We start from the raw sequence: 15,591 nt of genomic DNA on the forward strand, positions 1-15,591 counted from the left end.
GACGAATTCACGTCGCTGGTGACGCAGACGGCACGCCGGGTACGGATGGGGCTGGTCGCGATGACGCAGACGGTGTGCTGTTCCGCATCGAGGAGCGCGCCCATCTCGGGGAACTGCCACGCAGGTACGACTGCCGTGCACCACCGCTCCGGCGGCCGGCACGGCGGGTGAGCCGGCGGCGGATCACCTCGACGATGCCCCCGACCAGGAACGACAAGCCGAGGCCGACGGCGATGCCGAGCACGGGGTTCTCGACGAAGGCCGCGCCACCCAGCACACCCAGCCCCGCGACGTACGCTGCCCAGGCCAGCGCCGCGATCGCCGACGCCGGGCTGAACCGCGACAGCGGCAACCCGGTCGTGCCGGCGGCAACGTTCATCGTCACGCGGCCGCCGGGCAGGAACCGAGACATCACGATCAACAGGCCGGCGCGGCCCTCGAGCTGCCGGCCCGCCGCGGCGACGGCCCGGCCGACGCGCGCGGAACGCCCGAGCAGCCGCGGTCCGGAAGCGCTGCGGCTCAAGCCGTACGCGAGGTGGTCGCCGATGAACACGCCGACGGCGGTGGCCACGACGACCAACGGCAGGCTCAGCGTGCCGGTGCGGGTGAACACGCCGGCCGCGAGGACCGCCGCCTCGGACGGGATGACCGGCAGGACGCCGTCCAGGCTGCCCAGAGCCGCCAGTAGCGGGTAGAGCAGCGGTGAGGTCATCACCGGGTCGACCAGACTCATCAGATCCATGCGCTGAAGCGTGGGCGTCGGACACCGGCCGCGACGTCGCCCTGCGGTGCCGTTACGAGTCGTCCCGGCGTAGGGGGCGGCGTACATCTCCGGTTGGACGCAGCACGATGATCTCCCGTATACGGTGGCCGCGTGACAGCATCGCCGGAGCCGGACCAGCAAGCCGGTTCCCCTACGCCCGCCGGGATCGACCTGCGGCAGCGCCGGCCGATCCTGTCGTGGCTGCTGTGGTGGCTGGTCGCCGGAGGGTTTGCGCTCGTCGCCCTGCCCATGAACGCGGCGCTGGGCGCTCAACTGTTCGGCATGCACCCGATGGCCGCGGTGCTCGCGGGCATCGCCCAGAGCGCCGCGCTGCCCCTTGTCCTCATCCGGCCCCGCGAGGCGACCGCGCTGCAACTGCTGGGCGTGGTCGTGGTCGCGGTGGCCCTCCCCGCCGGCTCGGCGTCGACGTGGCCGCTCACCGTGCCGGGACTGCTCACGCTGGTCGCGCACATCGGCCTGGTCGCGGCCCGCCACAGCTCGCGTGTCGCGGTGCTGACGTGGTGGGTGAGCTCCCTGTTCATCCCGGTCGTGGCGCTGCTCGATCCGCGTGGTCGGTCGGTCGCGGACGGGCTGCTGATCATGATTCTGTATCCGGCGTTGTCGGCCGCTGTGCTCGGCGCCGTCATGGTGGTCCGCCGCTGGAACGAGGTCCGCCGGGAGCTGGCCGACGCACGCCGCGACGTCGAGGTCGAGCAGAGCCAGCGGGCGGTCGCCGAGGAGCGCACCCGGATCGCCAGAGAACTGCACGACGTCGTCGCGCACGGCATGTCGGTGATCCACATGCAGGCCACCTCGGCGTCGTACCGGATCAAGAACCTGGACCCGGAGGCCGCGGCGGAGTTCAAACGGATCGCCGCCGACGCGCGGTCGGCGATGCGCGAGATGCGACAGCTGCTGTCCGTGCTGCGGGCGGAGGACGCGGACACCGAGCTGGCTCCGGTGCCCGACCTCGGCGGGCTGCCGGACCTGGTGGCGTCGGCGGAACGGGCAGGCCTGCCGGTCGAGGTGCGCCAGACCGACGCCGTACGGGCAGCGGCCGTGCCGGAGCCCGTGGCCCTGGCCGCGTACCGCATCGTTCAGGAGTCGCTCAGCAACGTCATCCGGCACGCGCCCGGCGCGCGTACGCTGATTGATCTCGGGCTTGAAGGAAGTGATCTGGTGCTGTCGGTCGTCAACGAGGCCGCGCCGCGGCCGGCCCAGCCGATGGAGACCTCCGGGCTGACCGGTCACGGGCTGACCGGAATGCGCGAGCGGGTCCGGCTGGTCGGCGGATCGGTGGAGGCGGGCCCCCGCGACGGAGGCGGCTACCGCGTGACGGCACGCATGCCGATCAGGGACCCGCGGTGATCCGCGCACTCATCGTGGACGACCAGTCGATGATTCGAGTAGGCATCCGGGCGATCCTGCAGGCGCAACCCGACATCGAGGTCGTCGGTGAGGCGGAGAACGGGCAACTCGGCGTGGACCGCAGCCGCAGCCTGCGCCCCGACGTCGTCCTGATGGACGTCCGGATGCCGGTACTCGACGGGCTGGCCGCGACCCGGGCCCTGCTCGGTTCGGACCGCCCGGCGGGGCACACCCCGCGGGTGCTGATGCTGACGACGTTCGACCTCGACGACTACATCTACGCCGCGCTGCAGGCCGGTGCCAGCGGCTTTCTCCTCAAGGACAGCGACCCCGACGACCTGGTCCGGGCCGTCCGGGTGGTGGCCGGCGGCGAGGCGCTGCTGGCGCCGAGCGTCACCCGTCGGCTCATCGAGAACTTCGTCGAGGCGCGGCCGCACCGTCCCACCGGCACCACGGCGCTCAACGCCCTCACCGACCGCGAACGCGAAGTACTGCGCCTGATAGCGCTCGGCATGTCGAACACCGAGATCGCCGCCTCGCTGTTCATCGCCGAGCCGACCACCAAGACACACGTCAGCCGGATCCTGCAGAAGCTCAACCTGCGTGACCGGGTCCAGGCCGTGGTGTTCGGCTACGAGACCGGCCTCGTCACGCCCGGCGGTCAGGCCCGCCCCGGCACGTAGTGCGTGACCTCGACCCATTCGGCGTCGTGGCGGTGGGCTGGGAGGTATGTACGGCCTGAACCAGGCGATGTCGTACTCCATCCATGTCACCAGGCAACAACGCCCTCGTCGTCGAAGAAGCCGCCCCGCGGCCCGTCGTCCGACAGGGTGGCGAGCCGGAGCGCGATGGCGGCACCCTGCTCGGGCGTCCGCGGTGCGCTGAAACCTGTGAAGTCGGTGGCGACATAGCCGGGGCAGGCGGCGTTCACGACGATGTTCGTGTCCGCGAATGCACGGGCGTACTGAACGGTGATGCTGTTGAGCATCGACTTCGAGGGGGCATACGCGGCCAGGATCGGACCGGTCTGCAACGTCAGCGAGCCCATGTTGCTCGACATGTTGACGATGCGCGGTGACTGCGCGCGACGGAGCAGCGGCAGCATCGCGTTCGTCACCCGGACGACTCCGAACACGTTCGTGTCGAGAACGGTGCTGACGACCTCCAGATCAAGGCTCGTCGGGTCCTGCGCGCCCCCGTCGGTCCGTCCGGCGATGCCGGCGTTGTTGACCAGCACGTCGAGCCGACCGAACCTCTGCTCAATGGCCGTTGCCGCTGCGGCGACGCTGTCATCGGAGGTCACGTCAAGGGCGACCCCGAACGCGTCCACTCCCGCCACTCGCAACTGCTGGACGGCTTCCTCCCGGCGGGCGTCGTCCCGTGCGCCCACGGCGACAGCAAACCCCATCGTCCCCAGGCCGTGAGCGATGGCGAATCCGATGCCCTTGTTCGCTCCGGTGACCACTGCGACCTTCGTATTGTTCATGGCGTCGATACTCGGTCGGTCCTGCACCTTTCGTCCAAGATTGATTAGGTAAGCCGTGATACTCCTCAGGTATCAGACCGTAGGGTTGGATCGTGCCCGACATGGAGACCCGCGAACTGCGGTACTTCGTCGCCGTCGCCGAGGAACTTCACTTCGGCCGCGCCGCCGACCGGCTCGGAATCGCCCAACCGCCGCTCTCGCGCGCCATCCGCCAGCTCGAGCACCGGCTCGGTGTCCAGCTCTTCGACCGCGACCGCCGCGGTGCGCGGCTCACCGACGCCGGCGCGGTACTGCTCCGAGAGGCCCGGGCGGCTCTCGACGCGGTGGCGGCGGCGGCCCGTCGAACCCAGCGCGCCGCTGACGCAACACGGCCGCTCGTGCTCGCGACGAAGGCCGGGGCGTCGCACGAACTCCTGCAGCGGCTCCTCGCCGCGGTCGCTCGCGAGTCCGGTACGCCGCCGGTCGAGGTCCTCCTCTGCGAGGTCGGTGAACAGGCCCAGCTTTTACGCGACGGGCGCGCCGACCTGGCCCTCATGCACCGGCCCTACGACGACCTCGCCGGGTTCGACACTCAGGACCTCCACGTCGAGGGTCAGGTCGCGCTCCTGCCCGTCGGGCACCCCCTCGCAGCACGCGAGCACCTCACCATGGCGCAGGTCCGCGACGTACCGGACCTGCCGATCGCCCGCTGGCCACGACTGGACGGGTCCTACCCGGAAGGACCCGGACCGGAGGTGCGCACCCAGGCACAACTTGCCCAGCTTGTCGCCCTCGGCCGGACGCTGCTGGTCATCCCCGCCTCCAGCCGCGCCTGGCAATGGCCCGACCACGTCGCCGTGCCCGTCGTCGACGCGCCGACCGTCACCACGGTGATCGCGTGGCCACGCCGTGCCTACTCACCGGCGATCGCCGCACTCGTCCGTTCCGCGGCCGAGCTTCGCGACACCGAACTCGACGGGGGTCGCTCGGGCATCGCTTGAGTCGGTACGGCGAGGCCATGACCCTCTCGCGGGAACGCTTGGCCGACATCACCGGGTGACGACCGCCTCATGTCCGCTCGAGCAGGGCGATGGGCACCGGGCTAGGAGATTCGACCGCCGTCGGGAGCTGAGCACGCTGCGCCTGGTCGGCTCCACCCGGCGCCAGGTCCTCACGATGCTCCACTGGGAGAGCCTGCTCGTCTCCCTCTCGGGCATCATCCTCGGCTCCGCCATCGTCGCGGCCACGCTGATCCCGATGATGAGCGGGACGACCGGCGAAGCGCCGTACGTGTCCCCGCTGGCGTACGGATCCTTCGCCGTCGCCGCCGCCGGCCTGGCGCTGCTCGCGGTCACCCTGCCGGCACGAGCGATCCTGCGCCGGTAATCGGCACACCCGCGCGGGGCGGTGGCCGGCACGACGCCGGCGACCGCCCCGGCGCGCATGACCGGTTTCCGAACCCTGGCAGCCACCAGAACCGTTTCATGAGGATGGGCGACTACCGCCCGATCGCGTGGTTTCGCCCCGTGTTGGCGGGGATGGTGCGGGCTTCCCGCGACGCGAGCGGCCACCCGGCTGAAGGGTTGCCGGTGGTACCCGGGTACCACCGGCGGCTCTGAAGTGCGGACTGCGGTACCAGGATGCTGGCGCGGCCCGAATCTAGCGTGGTGGGCATGATTCAGGTACGCGAAGTAACCAAGCGGTACGGCGCGAAGACGGTCGTGGACCACCTGTCGTTCACCGCGAAGCCCGGACAGGTCACCGGCTTCCTCGGCCCCAACGGCGCCGGCAAGTCGACAACCATGCGGATGATCGTCGGCCTCGATGCGCCGACCTCGGGCGACGTTCTGGTCAACGGCAAGCCCTACGCGTCGTCGAAGGCGCCGCTGCGCGAGATCGGCGTTCTGCTCGAGGCCAAGGCGGTACACCCCGGCCGCACGGCGGTCAGCCATCTTCTCGCCATGGCTCGCACGAACGGCATCCCGCGCTCCCGCGTCGACGAGGTGCTCGACCTGGTCGGCCTCTCGGCCGTCGCCCACAAGCGGGTCGGGGCCTTCTCCCTCGGAATGGGCCAGCGGCTCGGCATCGCGGCCGCGTTGCTCGGCGACCCGGCCGTGGTGATGCTCGACGAGCCGGTCAACGGACTCGACCCGGAGGGTGTCCTCTGGGTGCGCAACCTGCTCACCGGCCTGGCCGCCGAGGGCCGCACCGTGATGCTGTCCTCGCACCTGATGAGCGAGGTCTCGCTGATCGCGGACCACCTGGTCATCATCGGTCGGGGTCAACTGCTCGCCGACACCACCGTGGCCGACTTCGTGACCGCCGAAGGCGTCCGGGTCGTCACCGCCGACCCCGACGCGCTGCGCACGGTGATCGCCGGCCCCGGCGTCACGGTCACCTCGACCGGCGCCGAGGAGCTGTTCGTCGCCGGCGTCTCCGCCCGCCAGATCGGGTTGGCCGCGGCCACCCGCGGCATCCCACTGTTCGAACTCACCCCGCAGAACGCCTCGCTCGAAGAGGCGTTCATGGACCTGACCCGCGACGCTGTCGAATACGAGGCCTCCCGATGAAGATCACCCCTGGTGGCGTCGTCGCCGCCGAATGGACCAAGTTCTCCTCACTGCGCTCCACCTGGACCACGACCGGCATCTCCGTCCTCCTCTTGATCGCCTTGGGCATGATCGCCTCGGCTTCCTTCTCGGGCGACGGCATGACCTCGGTCGACCTGGCCCTGTCCGGCAGCTTCCTGGCCGCCCTGTCCGTCGGCGTGCTCGGCGCGCTGCTGGGGGCGAGCGAATACACCACCGGCATGATCCGGGCGACCCTCGCCGCGGTGCCGCGCCGGTTGCCGGTGCTGTGGTCGAAGAGCCTCGTGGCGGGGTCGGCGGCCTTCGTCACGATGACCGCCGGCGCCTTCGCCGCTTTCGCACTGGGGTCGGCCGTGCTCAACGACAAGGTCGGCGGTCTGGGCCTCGGCGACGACGGTGTGCTGCGGGCCCTGCTCGGCGCCGGCCTCTATCTGGGCCTGGTCGCGGTGCTCGGCGTCGCGCTCGGCATGCTCCTTCGCTCCAGCGCCGGCGCCATCGCGATCCTGGCCGGTGTCCTGCTGATCGTGCCCGGTCTGGCCGCGTTGCTGCCGGACTCGATCGCCGAGGCCGTCACCCCGTACCTGCCCAGCAACGCCGGCAGCGCCGTGATGGCGCTGACCCAGGCGGAGGGCACCCTGGCGCCGTGGACCGGTCTCGCGGTCTTCGCCGGGTACGTGGTCGTGACGCTCGCCGCGGCGGCATACCGGCTCAAGATGACCGACGCGTAGGCGCGTAAGGGGAGAATCGGCTGATGAGCACGCAGGGATGGCTGGTGGACCGGCAGGCGCGGCTGCGGGCCTTCGACCGGCGCCGCCCGTGGGTCATGGACACCCTGGTGGCCGTTCCGATCGTGCTCTTCAGCATCCCCAACCTCATCCAAGATCCCGTGTCGGCGACGATCGCGACCCTGGTCCTGCTACCACCGCTGTACTGGCGGCGGCGGTACCCGCTCCCGGCGTTCCTGGTCGCCGCGACCATCGAGTTGATCGAGGGATTGCTGGGCGTCGCCGTCGGCGCCGGGGTGATCCTGCTCGTGATGCTGTTCGGGGTGGCCTCGCGCGGTTCGTGGCGGGCGCTGGCCTGGGCCTCCGGGATCAGCCTCGCGCTCTCGGTCGCCGAGATCTACCTGTTCGACTCGGTGACGGAGAACCGCACCATCACGCTGTTCCTGGCGATCGGCACACTGGTGGCCGCGGTCGCGTCCGGCGTCGCGGTGCGCACCCGCCGGGCGTACCTCATCGCCCTCGAGGACCGCGCCGCCCGCCTGGAGGTCGAGCGGGATCAGCGGGCCCGCCTCGCCGTCGCCGAGGAGCGGGCCCGGGTGGCCCGCGAGATGCACGACATCGTCGGCCATCACGTCTCGGTGATCGTGGGCCTGGCCGACGGCGGCGCCGCGCTCGCGACCGCGCGGGCCGAGCAGACCGCCGAACCGCTCCGGTTGATCGGTGACACCGGCCGGCAGGCGCTGTCCGAGCTGCGGCGGGTGCTGGGCGTGCTGCGCGAGGGAGACGCTGATCCGCAGTTGAGCCCGCAGCCCGGCATCGAGGATCTCGACCGGCTGTTGCCGAGCGTGCGGGCGGCCGGGCTGCCGGTCACCTACTCCACCTCGGGCGAGCTGCACACCCTCGGTCGAGGTGTGCAGCTCGCGGTCTACCGCATCGTTCAGGAAGCTCTCACCAACACCCTCAAACACGCCGGGCGCGGCGCGGCCGCGGACGTCACTCTCGCTGCCTCCGATGGAGAGGTACGGGTACAGGTACGCGACAACGGCCGTGGCGAACCCGCTGCCCCGAGCCACGGCCTGCTCGGCATGCGGGAACGCGCCGCCATGTACGGCGGGGTGGTGACCGCCGGCCCGACCGGAAGAGGCTGGCTCGTCGACGTCGTCCTCAAGGAGCCCTCATGACCACGGTGCTGATCGTCGACGACCAGCCGTTGCAGCGAATGGGTTTCCGGATGCTGCTCGACGGCACCCCCGGCATGAGCGTGGTGGGCGAGGCCTCCGCCGGTGCAGAGGCGGTGCGGATGGTGGAGCAGACCCGCCCCGACGTGGTGCTGATGGACGTGCGCATGCCCGGTATGGACGGTATCGAGGCCACCCGCCGCATCACCGCGGCCGGCTCACGCACCCGCGTGCTGATCCTGACCACATTCGACCTGGATGAATACGTGTATGCCGGACTGCGAGCCGGAGCGAGCGGCTTCCTCCTCAAGGACGCCCGTCCTGAGGAGCTGATCGCGGGTATCCGCGCCGTTGCGAGCGGAGACTCGGTGGTAGCCCCCAGCCTGACCCGCAAGCTGATGGACGCCTACCTGCAGGAGACGGCGCCGACCGCACGTGCCGACCCCCGCCTGGGCACGCTGAGCGAGCGAGAGCGGGAGGTCCTCGAAGCGATCGGCCAGGGCGCCACCAACACCGAGATCGCCGAACGCTTCACCCTCACCGAATCCACGGTGAAGAAGCATGTCGGACGCGTCCTGGCCAAGATTGGAGCGAGAGACCGGATCCAGGCAGTGATCTTCGCGTACGACAACGGCCTGGTTGAACCACGCGCCTGAACCCGCGTCGTCACCGTCCAGGGTCCTTTCGGCGGCCTCGACAACCTCGATGGTCTTCGGAAGCGGTGCCACCTTCGGCCAGCTTACGTAGCAGGGTGAGGATCAGGTCGGTGTTGTCGGTGTCCAGGGCGGCCGTCGGCTCGTCGGCCAGGATGACCGTCGGCTTCTTGGCCAGGAGCCGGGCCATGGCTACCCGTTGCTGCTCACCGCCGCTCAGCCGGTAGACCGGTTCCTGGCCACGCCCTTCCAGGCCCACGGCTCGTAACGCGGACGCGAACGTCTCTCGGCGACCCGCGACCGCCAGGTTCGCATCGATGCTGGCGTTCTCGATCAGGGCGTAGTTCTGGAACAGGTAACCCAGGGTGTCGCGGCGGAACCGTCGTCGGCCCGCAGCCCGCAGGTTCGTGATGCTCCGGCCGTCGACCTCGATCGTGCCCGAGTCCACCCGCTCCAGCAGACCCAGGCAGTTGAGCAGGGTGGACTTGCCGGCGCCGCTCGGCCTGGTCAAGGCGAGCATTTCTCCCCGCCCCACGCTGAACGAGAGCCCGGACCACAGCGGGTTCGGCCCGAAGGCCTTGGTGATGCGATCGGCGACGATCATCGGATCTCCTTCCGCGGGGACAGCCACAGCAGGGCCCCGGTGGCCAGCAGCAGGGCGGTCAGCACGACACCGCCCGTCAGCACCGACTGCCAGGTCGCCCCCTCGACCACGTACGTCGGCAGCGGGGGAAGCGTGGTGATCCGGCTGCGAGCGATGATCGCCGCCGACTCACTCCAGGTCCAGGCCAGCAGTACGGCGCCGAGTGTCGTCTCCAGGGCCAGGACCCGCCAGTGCGCGCGCACGAATCCCCAACCGTGAAGGTGTTTGGCAAACAGGCTCTGCGCGTTGCGACCGCAGTACACGAAGGCGATGGCCACTGCGGTGAACACCAGCAGAGCGGCCCCGATGATCAGATTGATCAGCTGGATCGCCGCGTCACGCCGGGCTTCGAGGTACCGCTGTCCGGCATCGTGGGCGACCGGGGTGACTCCGAGGATGTAGTCACCCAGGCCGGCGTCGCTGAGAACGCGCATGGTTTGCTCGGGATTCTGCACCACGATGCCGCCGTTGGTGGCCATGGTGGTGTACTCGCCGTCAGCGATGATCCCGGAGGCGGCGGGGGCGACCAGCACCACCGGGTCACGCAGCAACGGGGTCCGGTCCCCGGTTCCGTTGGTGGAGAACATCAGCGACTGGCCGTCCCGCATGGGCTCGGCAGGGACCTCAGGCTTCACGCCCCGAACGGCCATCGCCGCCCAACGGGGCAGTTCGTCCGCGATCCGGGCCGCCTCCGCGCGGTATCGCACCGGTACCAGCAGCCGCGCGGTCGCGCCGGGCGTCACTCGCGCACCACTCGCGTCGCGTACGTCGTGCTGGCTCAGGTAACGCTCGTTCACCACCAGGATGTCGTGCTTCGACTCGCTGAGCACGTGGCGGGCGGCGATCGTCACCTCGCCGCGCTCGTCGGCCTCCCGCAGCGTCTGGCCGATCCGGCTGTCGATCTGCGGTCCGTCCTTCGCGTACTCGATCGCCGCGCTCACCCGCAGGTGATAGGCATCGCCGGCCGCGGCCCAGGTCCGATGGGCGGCCCGCGCGTCGGTCAGCGTCCACAGCGCGGTCAGGCCCGAGGACAGGATGGACAGGACCAGCAGGAGACTCCAGCCGCGCAGCACGTAGGAACCGGCGAAGGCCCAGCTGGCGCTCACCCGGCCCCCGACCGCCTCGAGGATCGGGCTGCGCTGCAACAGGATGACCGTCAATCCCTGGACGGCGAGCGCCAGAGCCACCAGGGCGCCGACGATGATCAGTTCCATCCGCAGGAAGGCGCCGACCTGATGGAGATCCTTGTAGAGATAAAGAGGGCCGGCGAGGGCCAGGTTGACCGCGAGGACCACCACGGCGGCGAAGAGGAGGACGCGTTGGTAGTCACCCCCCACCAGATTGGCCGGTGACCGCCCGTGCAACCGCTGAATCCCGTAGAACCTCGCGTTGAGGAGCACACTCGACGCGACCGTCACGACGATGACCAGAGCGATGGCCAGGACGAAAGTAGTCAGCGCCCCGGCGCCGAGGGCTCTCAGTTGCGCGCCGGGGGACGGGACCGGCGCCAGAACGCTCTGATAACCGAGGCTTTGAACATCTCACGCAGTGCGTCGCCCTGCTGCCGTGACCCGTAGACCAGGTACGTACCGTCCGCCGTCAGATTTCGGGCCTCCTGGTACGGACGGAAGGCCAACGTCACCTCGGGACTGAAACCTGGATAGTCGCTGTTGATCCAGGTCGATGACGTGGCGGACGTGTCACCGACGGTCAGGAAGACGCTGCGTCCGCTGACATCAAGGGGATCGTCGTAGAGACGGCCGACGTTGATCCGGTGCTCTCGGGCGAAGCCCTCGACCGCATCGGCCACCTGCAAGGCGCCGGCGCCGTCATCCGGCTTGTCAACCTGGAGGACGAATGAGCTGCCCGCTGTTGCCAGCTCGCTATGTCCGCGCAGCGTGACGAACGCAATCATGGCCGAGGCCAGCACGACCACGACATAGGCGAACTTTATTGCCTTGGGCAGCAAATGCGCTCCTCTCCTGAACGGGTGTGGGCGCCGTGAGCGCCCACACCCGACCATCTCAGCAGTATCGCCAGAACGCCCTGTTTCCGGAGACGGCCGACCACTTCTGGACGTGCGACCAGGTACCCGGCCCGACACAGGCACTGCGGTAGGTTATTCCGGCTACCTGCACCGAAGAGCCGTGATCGGTGCTCGGGTGGTAGTAGTTGGAGTACACGATCGAGCCCAGGCCTGTGAAGCCGTAGTCCCAGGTCCCGCCGCCCACGTACTGTCTGTCGGCCATTGCCGGTGCCGCCATTGCCGTCACTGCGCTCGCGCCGATGACGACTGCGGCGAATGTCTTGCGGATCCTCAGGAGCCGCTTTCGACGCCACCGGCGTGGAGACGCCACCGGCGTGGAGAGGGCCTGCCGGCACAGAGCAGACCATGACGGGCTACACAAACGCCTACACAAGGACCTACACACCGCCAGCCCTGGGCCCGGGCGAATACCGTCCGACTGGCCTGGGAAGGGCGAGATGTGGTGGTCACTCATCGGCCGGTCGCGAGCGACCGCTTGGTCAATCGTCCTCAAGGATCTTGTATTTGATCCTTGCTTCGGCGTTGGTTGCACCGCCGCTACTCCTCCGGTACCGCCTTGACGAGCCGCCAAGGGTGGTACCAATAGCCAGGAGACAGACGAGGCCGACAGGACGGGCGAAACCATGTCGACAGGGGCAACCGCCCTGCTGCGAAAGCCCGGGCAGCCGCAACGGCCGAGCCTTCTGGAGCTCTTCTTCGACCTGGTGTTCGTCTTTGCGCTCAACCGGGTCTCACACCGGCTGGCCGAGGACCTCGGCGAGCGGCGGATGGTCCTCGCCGAAGCCAGCGAGACCCTCCTGTTGCTGTTGGCCATCCTGGTGCTGTGGTTCGTCACGACGTGGGTGACCAACACCTACGACACCCAGCACCCGCGAATCCAATTGCTGGTCTACACAGCCATGCTCGGCGCCCTGATGATGGCGGTCGCGGCACCGCGGGCGTTCGGCGACGGGCGCTTCGTCTTCGCCGGCGCGTACGTGGCGGTCCACATCATTCGTGGCCTCATCCTCGTGCCGGCGCTACGCGGCCACGAAGCCCAACGTCGAGCAGCGGGGGTGCTTTTCTGGTTCGCGATGTCCGCCGTGCCGTGGATCGCCGGAGCGATCCTGCCGGAACCGGCACGCGGAATCTTGTGGACACTGGCGATCGCCATCGACATCACGGCAATACTGCTGTTCTACCCCGCACCCTGGACCCGGCCAGGTCAGTGGCCCGTCCTGTCCGAGTACCTGTCCGAGCGCTACCGGCAGTTCTTCATCATCGCGCTCGGCGAGCTGATTCTGACCACCGGCTCGGCCTACAGCGACACCTCCTTTAGCCACGGCGGACCTGCCGCTGCGTTCACGGTCTCCTTCATCACCACCGTGCTGCTGTTCCGGGTCTACCTCTTCCGGGCCGGTGAGCTGTTGCCCGAGGCGATCACCGCTTCACGCGAGCCCGCCCGCCTCACCCGCGAGGCATTGTTCGCGCACCTACTCATGATGGTCGGCATCGTCGTTGTTGCCGTCGGCTACGAACTCGTGATCAGCCACCCGGCCGGACACACCGAGCCGGCCTGGATCGTCGTCATCCTCGGCGGACCAATACTGTTCCTGGTCGGGCGTTCCCTGCTCGAACACGCGGTATTCAACCGGGTGTCCCGGTCCCGGCTGGTCGGCGCACTGGTGCTCGCCGGCGCCTCCCCGGCCATGATCTACCTGCCGCCGCTGGCCGGGGCCGTCACCGCCGTTGTGGTCCTGGCCGGCATCGCCACCGCCGACACCATACGTGCCAGGCGACAACCAGCCGAACATGCTTCCCCGCCCCCACCTCACCACAGATCCTGAGAGGTCGAGCAGCGGCACGAATCGTCTCGCCCTCGCAGAGAGCGGCGTGACAGGATCGCCACCGACGCGTACAGCCTGGGTCTCCTCCCCCTGATCGCCGGCGTCATCTACCTTGCGCTGGGCATCAAGCAGGTCCTCGCCAACCTGGCCCACAGCCAGGGCCACCACCACCCCGCCGGAGAGCCGTTGAGTGGACCTCGACGACCGCGCTCTACGGCGGGCTGGTTCTCTATCTCACCGGCCGAGCGCTGTTCCTACGGTTTGCCGTCCGATCCGCCCCGACAGCACAACTCGCCGCCGGCGTGGCCCTGCTCCTGATGCCAGCAGCCCGGGCCCTACCCGCCCTGGCCGCGCTCGGCCTGCTCACCGCGTTCGTCGTCGCCCTGGTCTGCTACGAGCGCCTGACCCAGGGGACCGAGGCCACGGCCTCCGCGGACTGAGATCAGCGCACAACCAGGGTGCGCGGGAGCCCGGACCAGGTATCCGATCTCACAGCCAGTCGTGTTCGCGGGCGTAGCGCGCCGCTTCGTGGCGGGTGTGGGTCTGGGTCTTCTGCATGGCGTTGGAGAGGTAGTTGCGTACGGTGCCCTGGGCGAGGTGGAGGCGGGCGGCGATGTCGGCGACCGAGTAGCCCTCGCCGGTTACCCGCAGGACGTCGAGTTCGCGGTCGGTGAGGGGGCAGTCGTCGATGACGGCGAGCGCGGACACGTCGGGGTCGATCCACCGTTTGCCGGCGTGCAGGGTGGTGACGACCGAGGCGATGTGTGCCGGCTCTGCGGACTTGCTGACGAAGCCTTGGACGCCAAGTTTCAGGGCTTTGCGCAGGACGCCGGGGCGGGCGTGCCGGGTCAGCATGAGGATCACCTGTTCCGGGCGTGTGCGGCGGACCTGCGCGACGGCGCCGAGTCCGTCCACGCCCGGCATCTCGAGGTCGATGACGAGCACGTCGGGCCGGTGTCGAAGGGTCGCTTCGATGGCCGTCTCACCGTCCTGCGCCTCCGCGAGGACGGTGATGTCACCCTCCATGGGGAGCAGCGCGGCCAGGGCCTTGCGGAGCAGCACCTCGTCGTCGGCGAGCACGATGGTGGTCATCGGCCGTCCTTTCGCGGGGCCGTCGGGGCCGCGTCGGCGCGGGCGGGCGGGAACGTCGCGGCTGTGAGGAACCGCCCGTCGGTCTGTTCGACGGTGAGTTCACCCCTGTCGGCTGCTACCCGTTGCTTGAGGGTGGCCAGCCCTCTGAGTTCGGGAAGGGTGTCGCTGGTTGCGCCGTCGTTGACGATGGTGATGCCGGATCCGGAGAGGGTGATCTGCACCTGTGTGGCCTGCGCGTGTCGCAGGATGTTGGTGGTCGTCTCGCGCAGGACCTGGCCGAGCAATTCGCTGGTGCGGGCGTCGACGTCGGCCTGTCTGGTCACCCGTACCCGGATGCCTGCGGCCTCGAACAGGTTCTTCGCGTTCTCGAGTTCGGTCGAGAGGTTGAGTCGCCGTTGGGCGTAGGCGAGTTCTTTGGTCTGGGCGATGGTGTCGCTTACCAGCGCGTAGGTTTCCCGCAGTTCCCTCGCCGCCTGATCGGTGTCGCGGAGCATCATTTTCTGCGCCAGTGCGATCTTCAGCTTCACCACGTGCAGGGTGTGGCCCTGGATGTCGTGCAGATCGCTGGCGAACCGGACGCGTTCCCGGATGACCGCCAGCTCCGCTTCCCTCTCCCTGGTCTGTTCGAGTTCCCGAATGAGGTCGTAGAACCGTTCGCCCAACACGGTCAAGAAGGTCACCACGACGGTGAGGGCCGTCGGGACGAGGACGTAGGTGACCAGGACGTCGCGTACGTCGTCCCGGTCCACCAGCAGCCGTGCCGCGCCGACGACGGCGACGTAGGAGAACAGCCCGACCGCTGCCAGACCCCGACGCCGCCACAGCTGGCGCAGAGCGAGAGAACCCACGGAACAGACGCCCCAGTACGCGTTCGGGCTGCCCGTCACCAGCACCCCGAGCGGCCACACCACTCCCGCGACGACCATGCAGGGCAGGGCGACCCGGCCGAGGTCGTCCGCCGTCCACCGTTCGAAGGCCACCAGCGCCGCCCCGACACCCGGCGCCAGGACGATGACATGCCACCAGGTGTGCGCGTCTCTGTAGAGGAGGACTGCCGCGGCAATTATCAGTGGCGGTAGTGACGTCACGAGGCTGAGTCGGCGCAGCCGCCCCTGGGTCGACTCGCTGAAACGCGGCGCTCCTGCGGTCACTCCCCCAGTATCCGGCAGGAACCGGCCGCAACCAGTGACACCACGTCACATGGAACGGTGACGAGCTGACCGGCCCTTACCGACGGCGGTTG

The 15,591-nt window shown here is 69.3% G+C and carries 18 protein-coding genes; 10 read left to right on the forward strand and 8 right to left on the reverse strand.

The genetic code is table 11. From position 1 onward, the window contains the following. Positions 1–7: 7 nt before the first annotated feature. Complete coding sequence (locus ACTMSW_RS09465; RefSeq protein ID WP_441180146.1) at positions 8–742, reverse strand: DedA family protein; 735 nt, start codon at positions 740–742, stop codon at positions 8–10. 132 nt (positions 743–874) lie between these two features. Here ACTMSW_RS09465 and ACTMSW_RS09470 point away from each other — a divergent pair, with 132 nt between their 5' ends. Together ACTMSW_RS09470 and ACTMSW_RS09475 are read left to right on the forward strand one after the other, a co-directional pair. Next, a complete protein-coding gene (locus tag ACTMSW_RS09470; RefSeq protein ID WP_441180147.1) occupies positions 875–2,131 on the forward strand; it encodes a sensor histidine kinase in 1,257 nt (418 codons plus the stop codon). Then, complete coding sequence (locus tag ACTMSW_RS09475) at positions 2,128–2,814, forward strand: response regulator (RefSeq protein ID WP_441180148.1); 687 nt, start codon at positions 2,128–2,130, stop codon at positions 2,812–2,814. The genes ACTMSW_RS09470 and ACTMSW_RS09475 overlap by 4 nt, the downstream gene beginning before the upstream one ends. Positions 2,815–2,900: 86 nt before the next feature. Here the strand turns inward: ACTMSW_RS09475 and ACTMSW_RS09480 are convergent, their stop codons facing one another. After that, the gene (locus ACTMSW_RS09480) at positions 2,901–3,617 is read right to left on the reverse strand and encodes an SDR family oxidoreductase (protein ID WP_441180149.1); all 717 of its coding nucleotides are present in this window, start codon (positions 3,615–3,617) and stop codon (positions 2,901–2,903) included. A 101-nt stretch (positions 3,618–3,718) separates the two neighbouring features. Here ACTMSW_RS09480 and ACTMSW_RS09485 point away from each other — a divergent pair, with 101 nt between their 5' ends. The 6 genes from ACTMSW_RS09485 (at position 3,719) to ACTMSW_RS09510 (ending at position 8,743) form a co-directional block, all read left to right on the forward strand. Then, positions 3,719–4,597 carry a LysR family transcriptional regulator gene (locus tag ACTMSW_RS09485; RefSeq protein WP_441180199.1) on the forward strand — a complete coding sequence of 293 codons (879 nt, stop codon included), beginning with the start codon at positions 3,719–3,721 and terminating at the stop codon, positions 4,595–4,597. A 55-nt stretch (positions 4,598–4,652) separates the two neighbouring features. Further along, a complete protein-coding gene (locus ACTMSW_RS09490; protein WP_441180150.1) occupies positions 4,653–4,982 on the forward strand; it encodes an FtsX-like permease family protein in 330 nt (109 codons plus the stop codon). A gap of 287 nt (positions 4,983–5,269) precedes the next feature. After that, complete coding sequence (locus ACTMSW_RS09495; RefSeq protein ID WP_441180151.1) at positions 5,270–6,166, forward strand: ABC transporter ATP-binding protein; 897 nt, start codon at positions 5,270–5,272, stop codon at positions 6,164–6,166. After that, the gene (locus tag ACTMSW_RS09500) at positions 6,163–6,912 is read left to right on the forward strand and encodes an ABC transporter permease (protein ID WP_441180152.1); all 750 of its coding nucleotides are present in this window, start codon (positions 6,163–6,165) and stop codon (positions 6,910–6,912) included. Before ACTMSW_RS09495 ends, ACTMSW_RS09500 begins: the two co-directional genes overlap by 4 nt. Before the next feature lie 23 nt (positions 6,913–6,935). After that, a complete protein-coding gene (locus ACTMSW_RS09505; RefSeq protein WP_441180153.1) occupies positions 6,936–8,090 on the forward strand; it encodes a sensor histidine kinase in 1,155 nt (384 codons plus the stop codon). Further along, entirely contained in the window at positions 8,087–8,743 is a 657-nt protein-coding gene (locus tag ACTMSW_RS09510; RefSeq protein ID WP_441180154.1) for a response regulator, read from the forward strand. Before ACTMSW_RS09505 ends, ACTMSW_RS09510 begins: the two co-directional genes overlap by 4 nt. Before the next feature lie 10 nt (positions 8,744–8,753). On the opposite strand, the gene ACTMSW_RS09515 is transcribed toward ACTMSW_RS09510, so the two are convergent. From ACTMSW_RS09515 to ACTMSW_RS09530, 4 genes are read right to left on the reverse strand one after another with little or no spacing between them, the layout of a single operon-like run. Continuing rightward, positions 8,754–9,344, reverse strand: a complete 591-nt coding sequence (locus ACTMSW_RS09515; protein ID WP_441180155.1) for an ATP-binding cassette domain-containing protein — start codon at positions 9,342–9,344, stop codon at positions 8,754–8,756. Further along, entirely contained in the window at positions 9,341–10,801 is a 1,461-nt protein-coding gene (locus tag ACTMSW_RS09520) for a hypothetical protein (RefSeq protein WP_441180156.1), read from the reverse strand. The genes ACTMSW_RS09515 and ACTMSW_RS09520 overlap by 4 nt, the downstream gene beginning before the upstream one ends. Before the next feature lie 59 nt (positions 10,802–10,860). After that, a complete protein-coding gene (locus ACTMSW_RS09525) occupies positions 10,861–11,352 on the reverse strand; it encodes a hypothetical protein (protein WP_441180157.1) in 492 nt (163 codons plus the stop codon). A 55-nt stretch (positions 11,353–11,407) separates the two neighbouring features. Beyond that, a complete protein-coding gene (locus tag ACTMSW_RS09530; protein WP_441180158.1) occupies positions 11,408–12,055 on the reverse strand; it encodes a lactococcin 972 family bacteriocin in 648 nt (215 codons plus the stop codon). Here ACTMSW_RS09530 and ACTMSW_RS09535 point away from each other — a divergent pair. After that, positions 12,054–13,256, forward strand: coding sequence for a low temperature requirement protein A (locus tag ACTMSW_RS09535; RefSeq protein ID WP_441180159.1), 1,203 nt, complete (start codon positions 12,054–12,056; stop codon positions 13,254–13,256). The two genes, ACTMSW_RS09530 and ACTMSW_RS09535, sit on opposite strands and share 2 nt — an antisense overlap. A 317-nt stretch (positions 13,257–13,573) precedes the next feature. Next, a complete protein-coding gene (locus ACTMSW_RS09540; RefSeq protein WP_441180160.1) occupies positions 13,574–13,696 on the forward strand; it encodes a hypothetical protein in 123 nt (40 codons plus the stop codon). 49 nt (positions 13,697–13,745) lie between these two features. On the opposite strand, the gene ACTMSW_RS09545 is transcribed toward ACTMSW_RS09540, so the two are convergent. Beyond that, complete coding sequence (locus ACTMSW_RS09545; RefSeq protein WP_441180161.1) at positions 13,746–14,348, reverse strand: response regulator; 603 nt, start codon at positions 14,346–14,348, stop codon at positions 13,746–13,748. Continuing rightward, a complete protein-coding gene (locus tag ACTMSW_RS09550; RefSeq protein WP_441180162.1) occupies positions 14,345–15,499 on the reverse strand; it encodes a sensor histidine kinase in 1,155 nt (384 codons plus the stop codon). The genes ACTMSW_RS09545 and ACTMSW_RS09550 overlap by 4 nt, the downstream gene beginning before the upstream one ends. Positions 15,500–15,591: the final 92 nt, after the last annotated feature.

This window comes from Micromonospora sp. BQ11 (genome assembly GCF_052068135.1).
In the GTDB taxonomy this organism is placed as follows: Bacteria; Actinomycetota; Actinomycetes; order Mycobacteriales; family Micromonosporaceae; genus Micromonospora.

Excerpts from the sequence above, each read along its gene's own strand:
- ACTMSW_RS09465 (WP_441180146.1), bottom strand. The coding sequence starts at position 742 with ATGGATCTGATGAGTCTGGTCGACCCGGTGATGACCTCACCGCTGCTC.
- ACTMSW_RS09480 (WP_441180149.1), bottom strand. The coding sequence starts at position 3,617 with ATGAACAATACGAAGGTCGCAGTGGTCACCGGAGCGAACAAGGGCATC.
- ACTMSW_RS09485 (WP_441180199.1), top strand. The coding sequence starts at position 3,719 with ATGGAGACCCGCGAACTGCGGTACTTCGTCGCCGTCGCCGAGGAACTT.
- ACTMSW_RS09495 (WP_441180151.1), top strand. The coding sequence starts at position 5,270 with ATGATTCAGGTACGCGAAGTAACCAAGCGGTACGGCGCGAAGACGGTC.
- ACTMSW_RS09500 (WP_441180152.1), top strand. The coding sequence starts at position 6,163 with ATGAAGATCACCCCTGGTGGCGTCGTCGCCGCCGAATGGACCAAGTTC.
- ACTMSW_RS09505 (WP_441180153.1), top strand. The coding sequence starts at position 6,936 with ATGAGCACGCAGGGATGGCTGGTGGACCGGCAGGCGCGGCTGCGGGCC.
- ACTMSW_RS09510 (WP_441180154.1), top strand. The coding sequence starts at position 8,087 with ATGACCACGGTGCTGATCGTCGACGACCAGCCGTTGCAGCGAATGGGT.
- ACTMSW_RS09515 (WP_441180155.1), bottom strand. The coding sequence starts at position 9,344 with ATGATCGTCGCCGATCGCATCACCAAGGCCTTCGGGCCGAACCCGCTG.
- ACTMSW_RS09535 (WP_441180159.1), top strand. The coding sequence starts at position 12,054 with ATGTCGACAGGGGCAACCGCCCTGCTGCGAAAGCCCGGGCAGCCGCAA.
- ACTMSW_RS09530 (WP_441180158.1), bottom strand. The coding sequence starts at position 12,055 with ATGGTTTCGCCCGTCCTGTCGGCCTCGTCTGTCTCCTGGCTATTGGTA.
- ACTMSW_RS09540 (WP_441180160.1), top strand. The coding sequence starts at position 13,574 with ATGCCAGCAGCCCGGGCCCTACCCGCCCTGGCCGCGCTCGGCCTGCTC.
- ACTMSW_RS09545 (WP_441180161.1), bottom strand. The coding sequence starts at position 14,348 with ATGACCACCATCGTGCTCGCCGACGACGAGGTGCTGCTCCGCAAGGCC.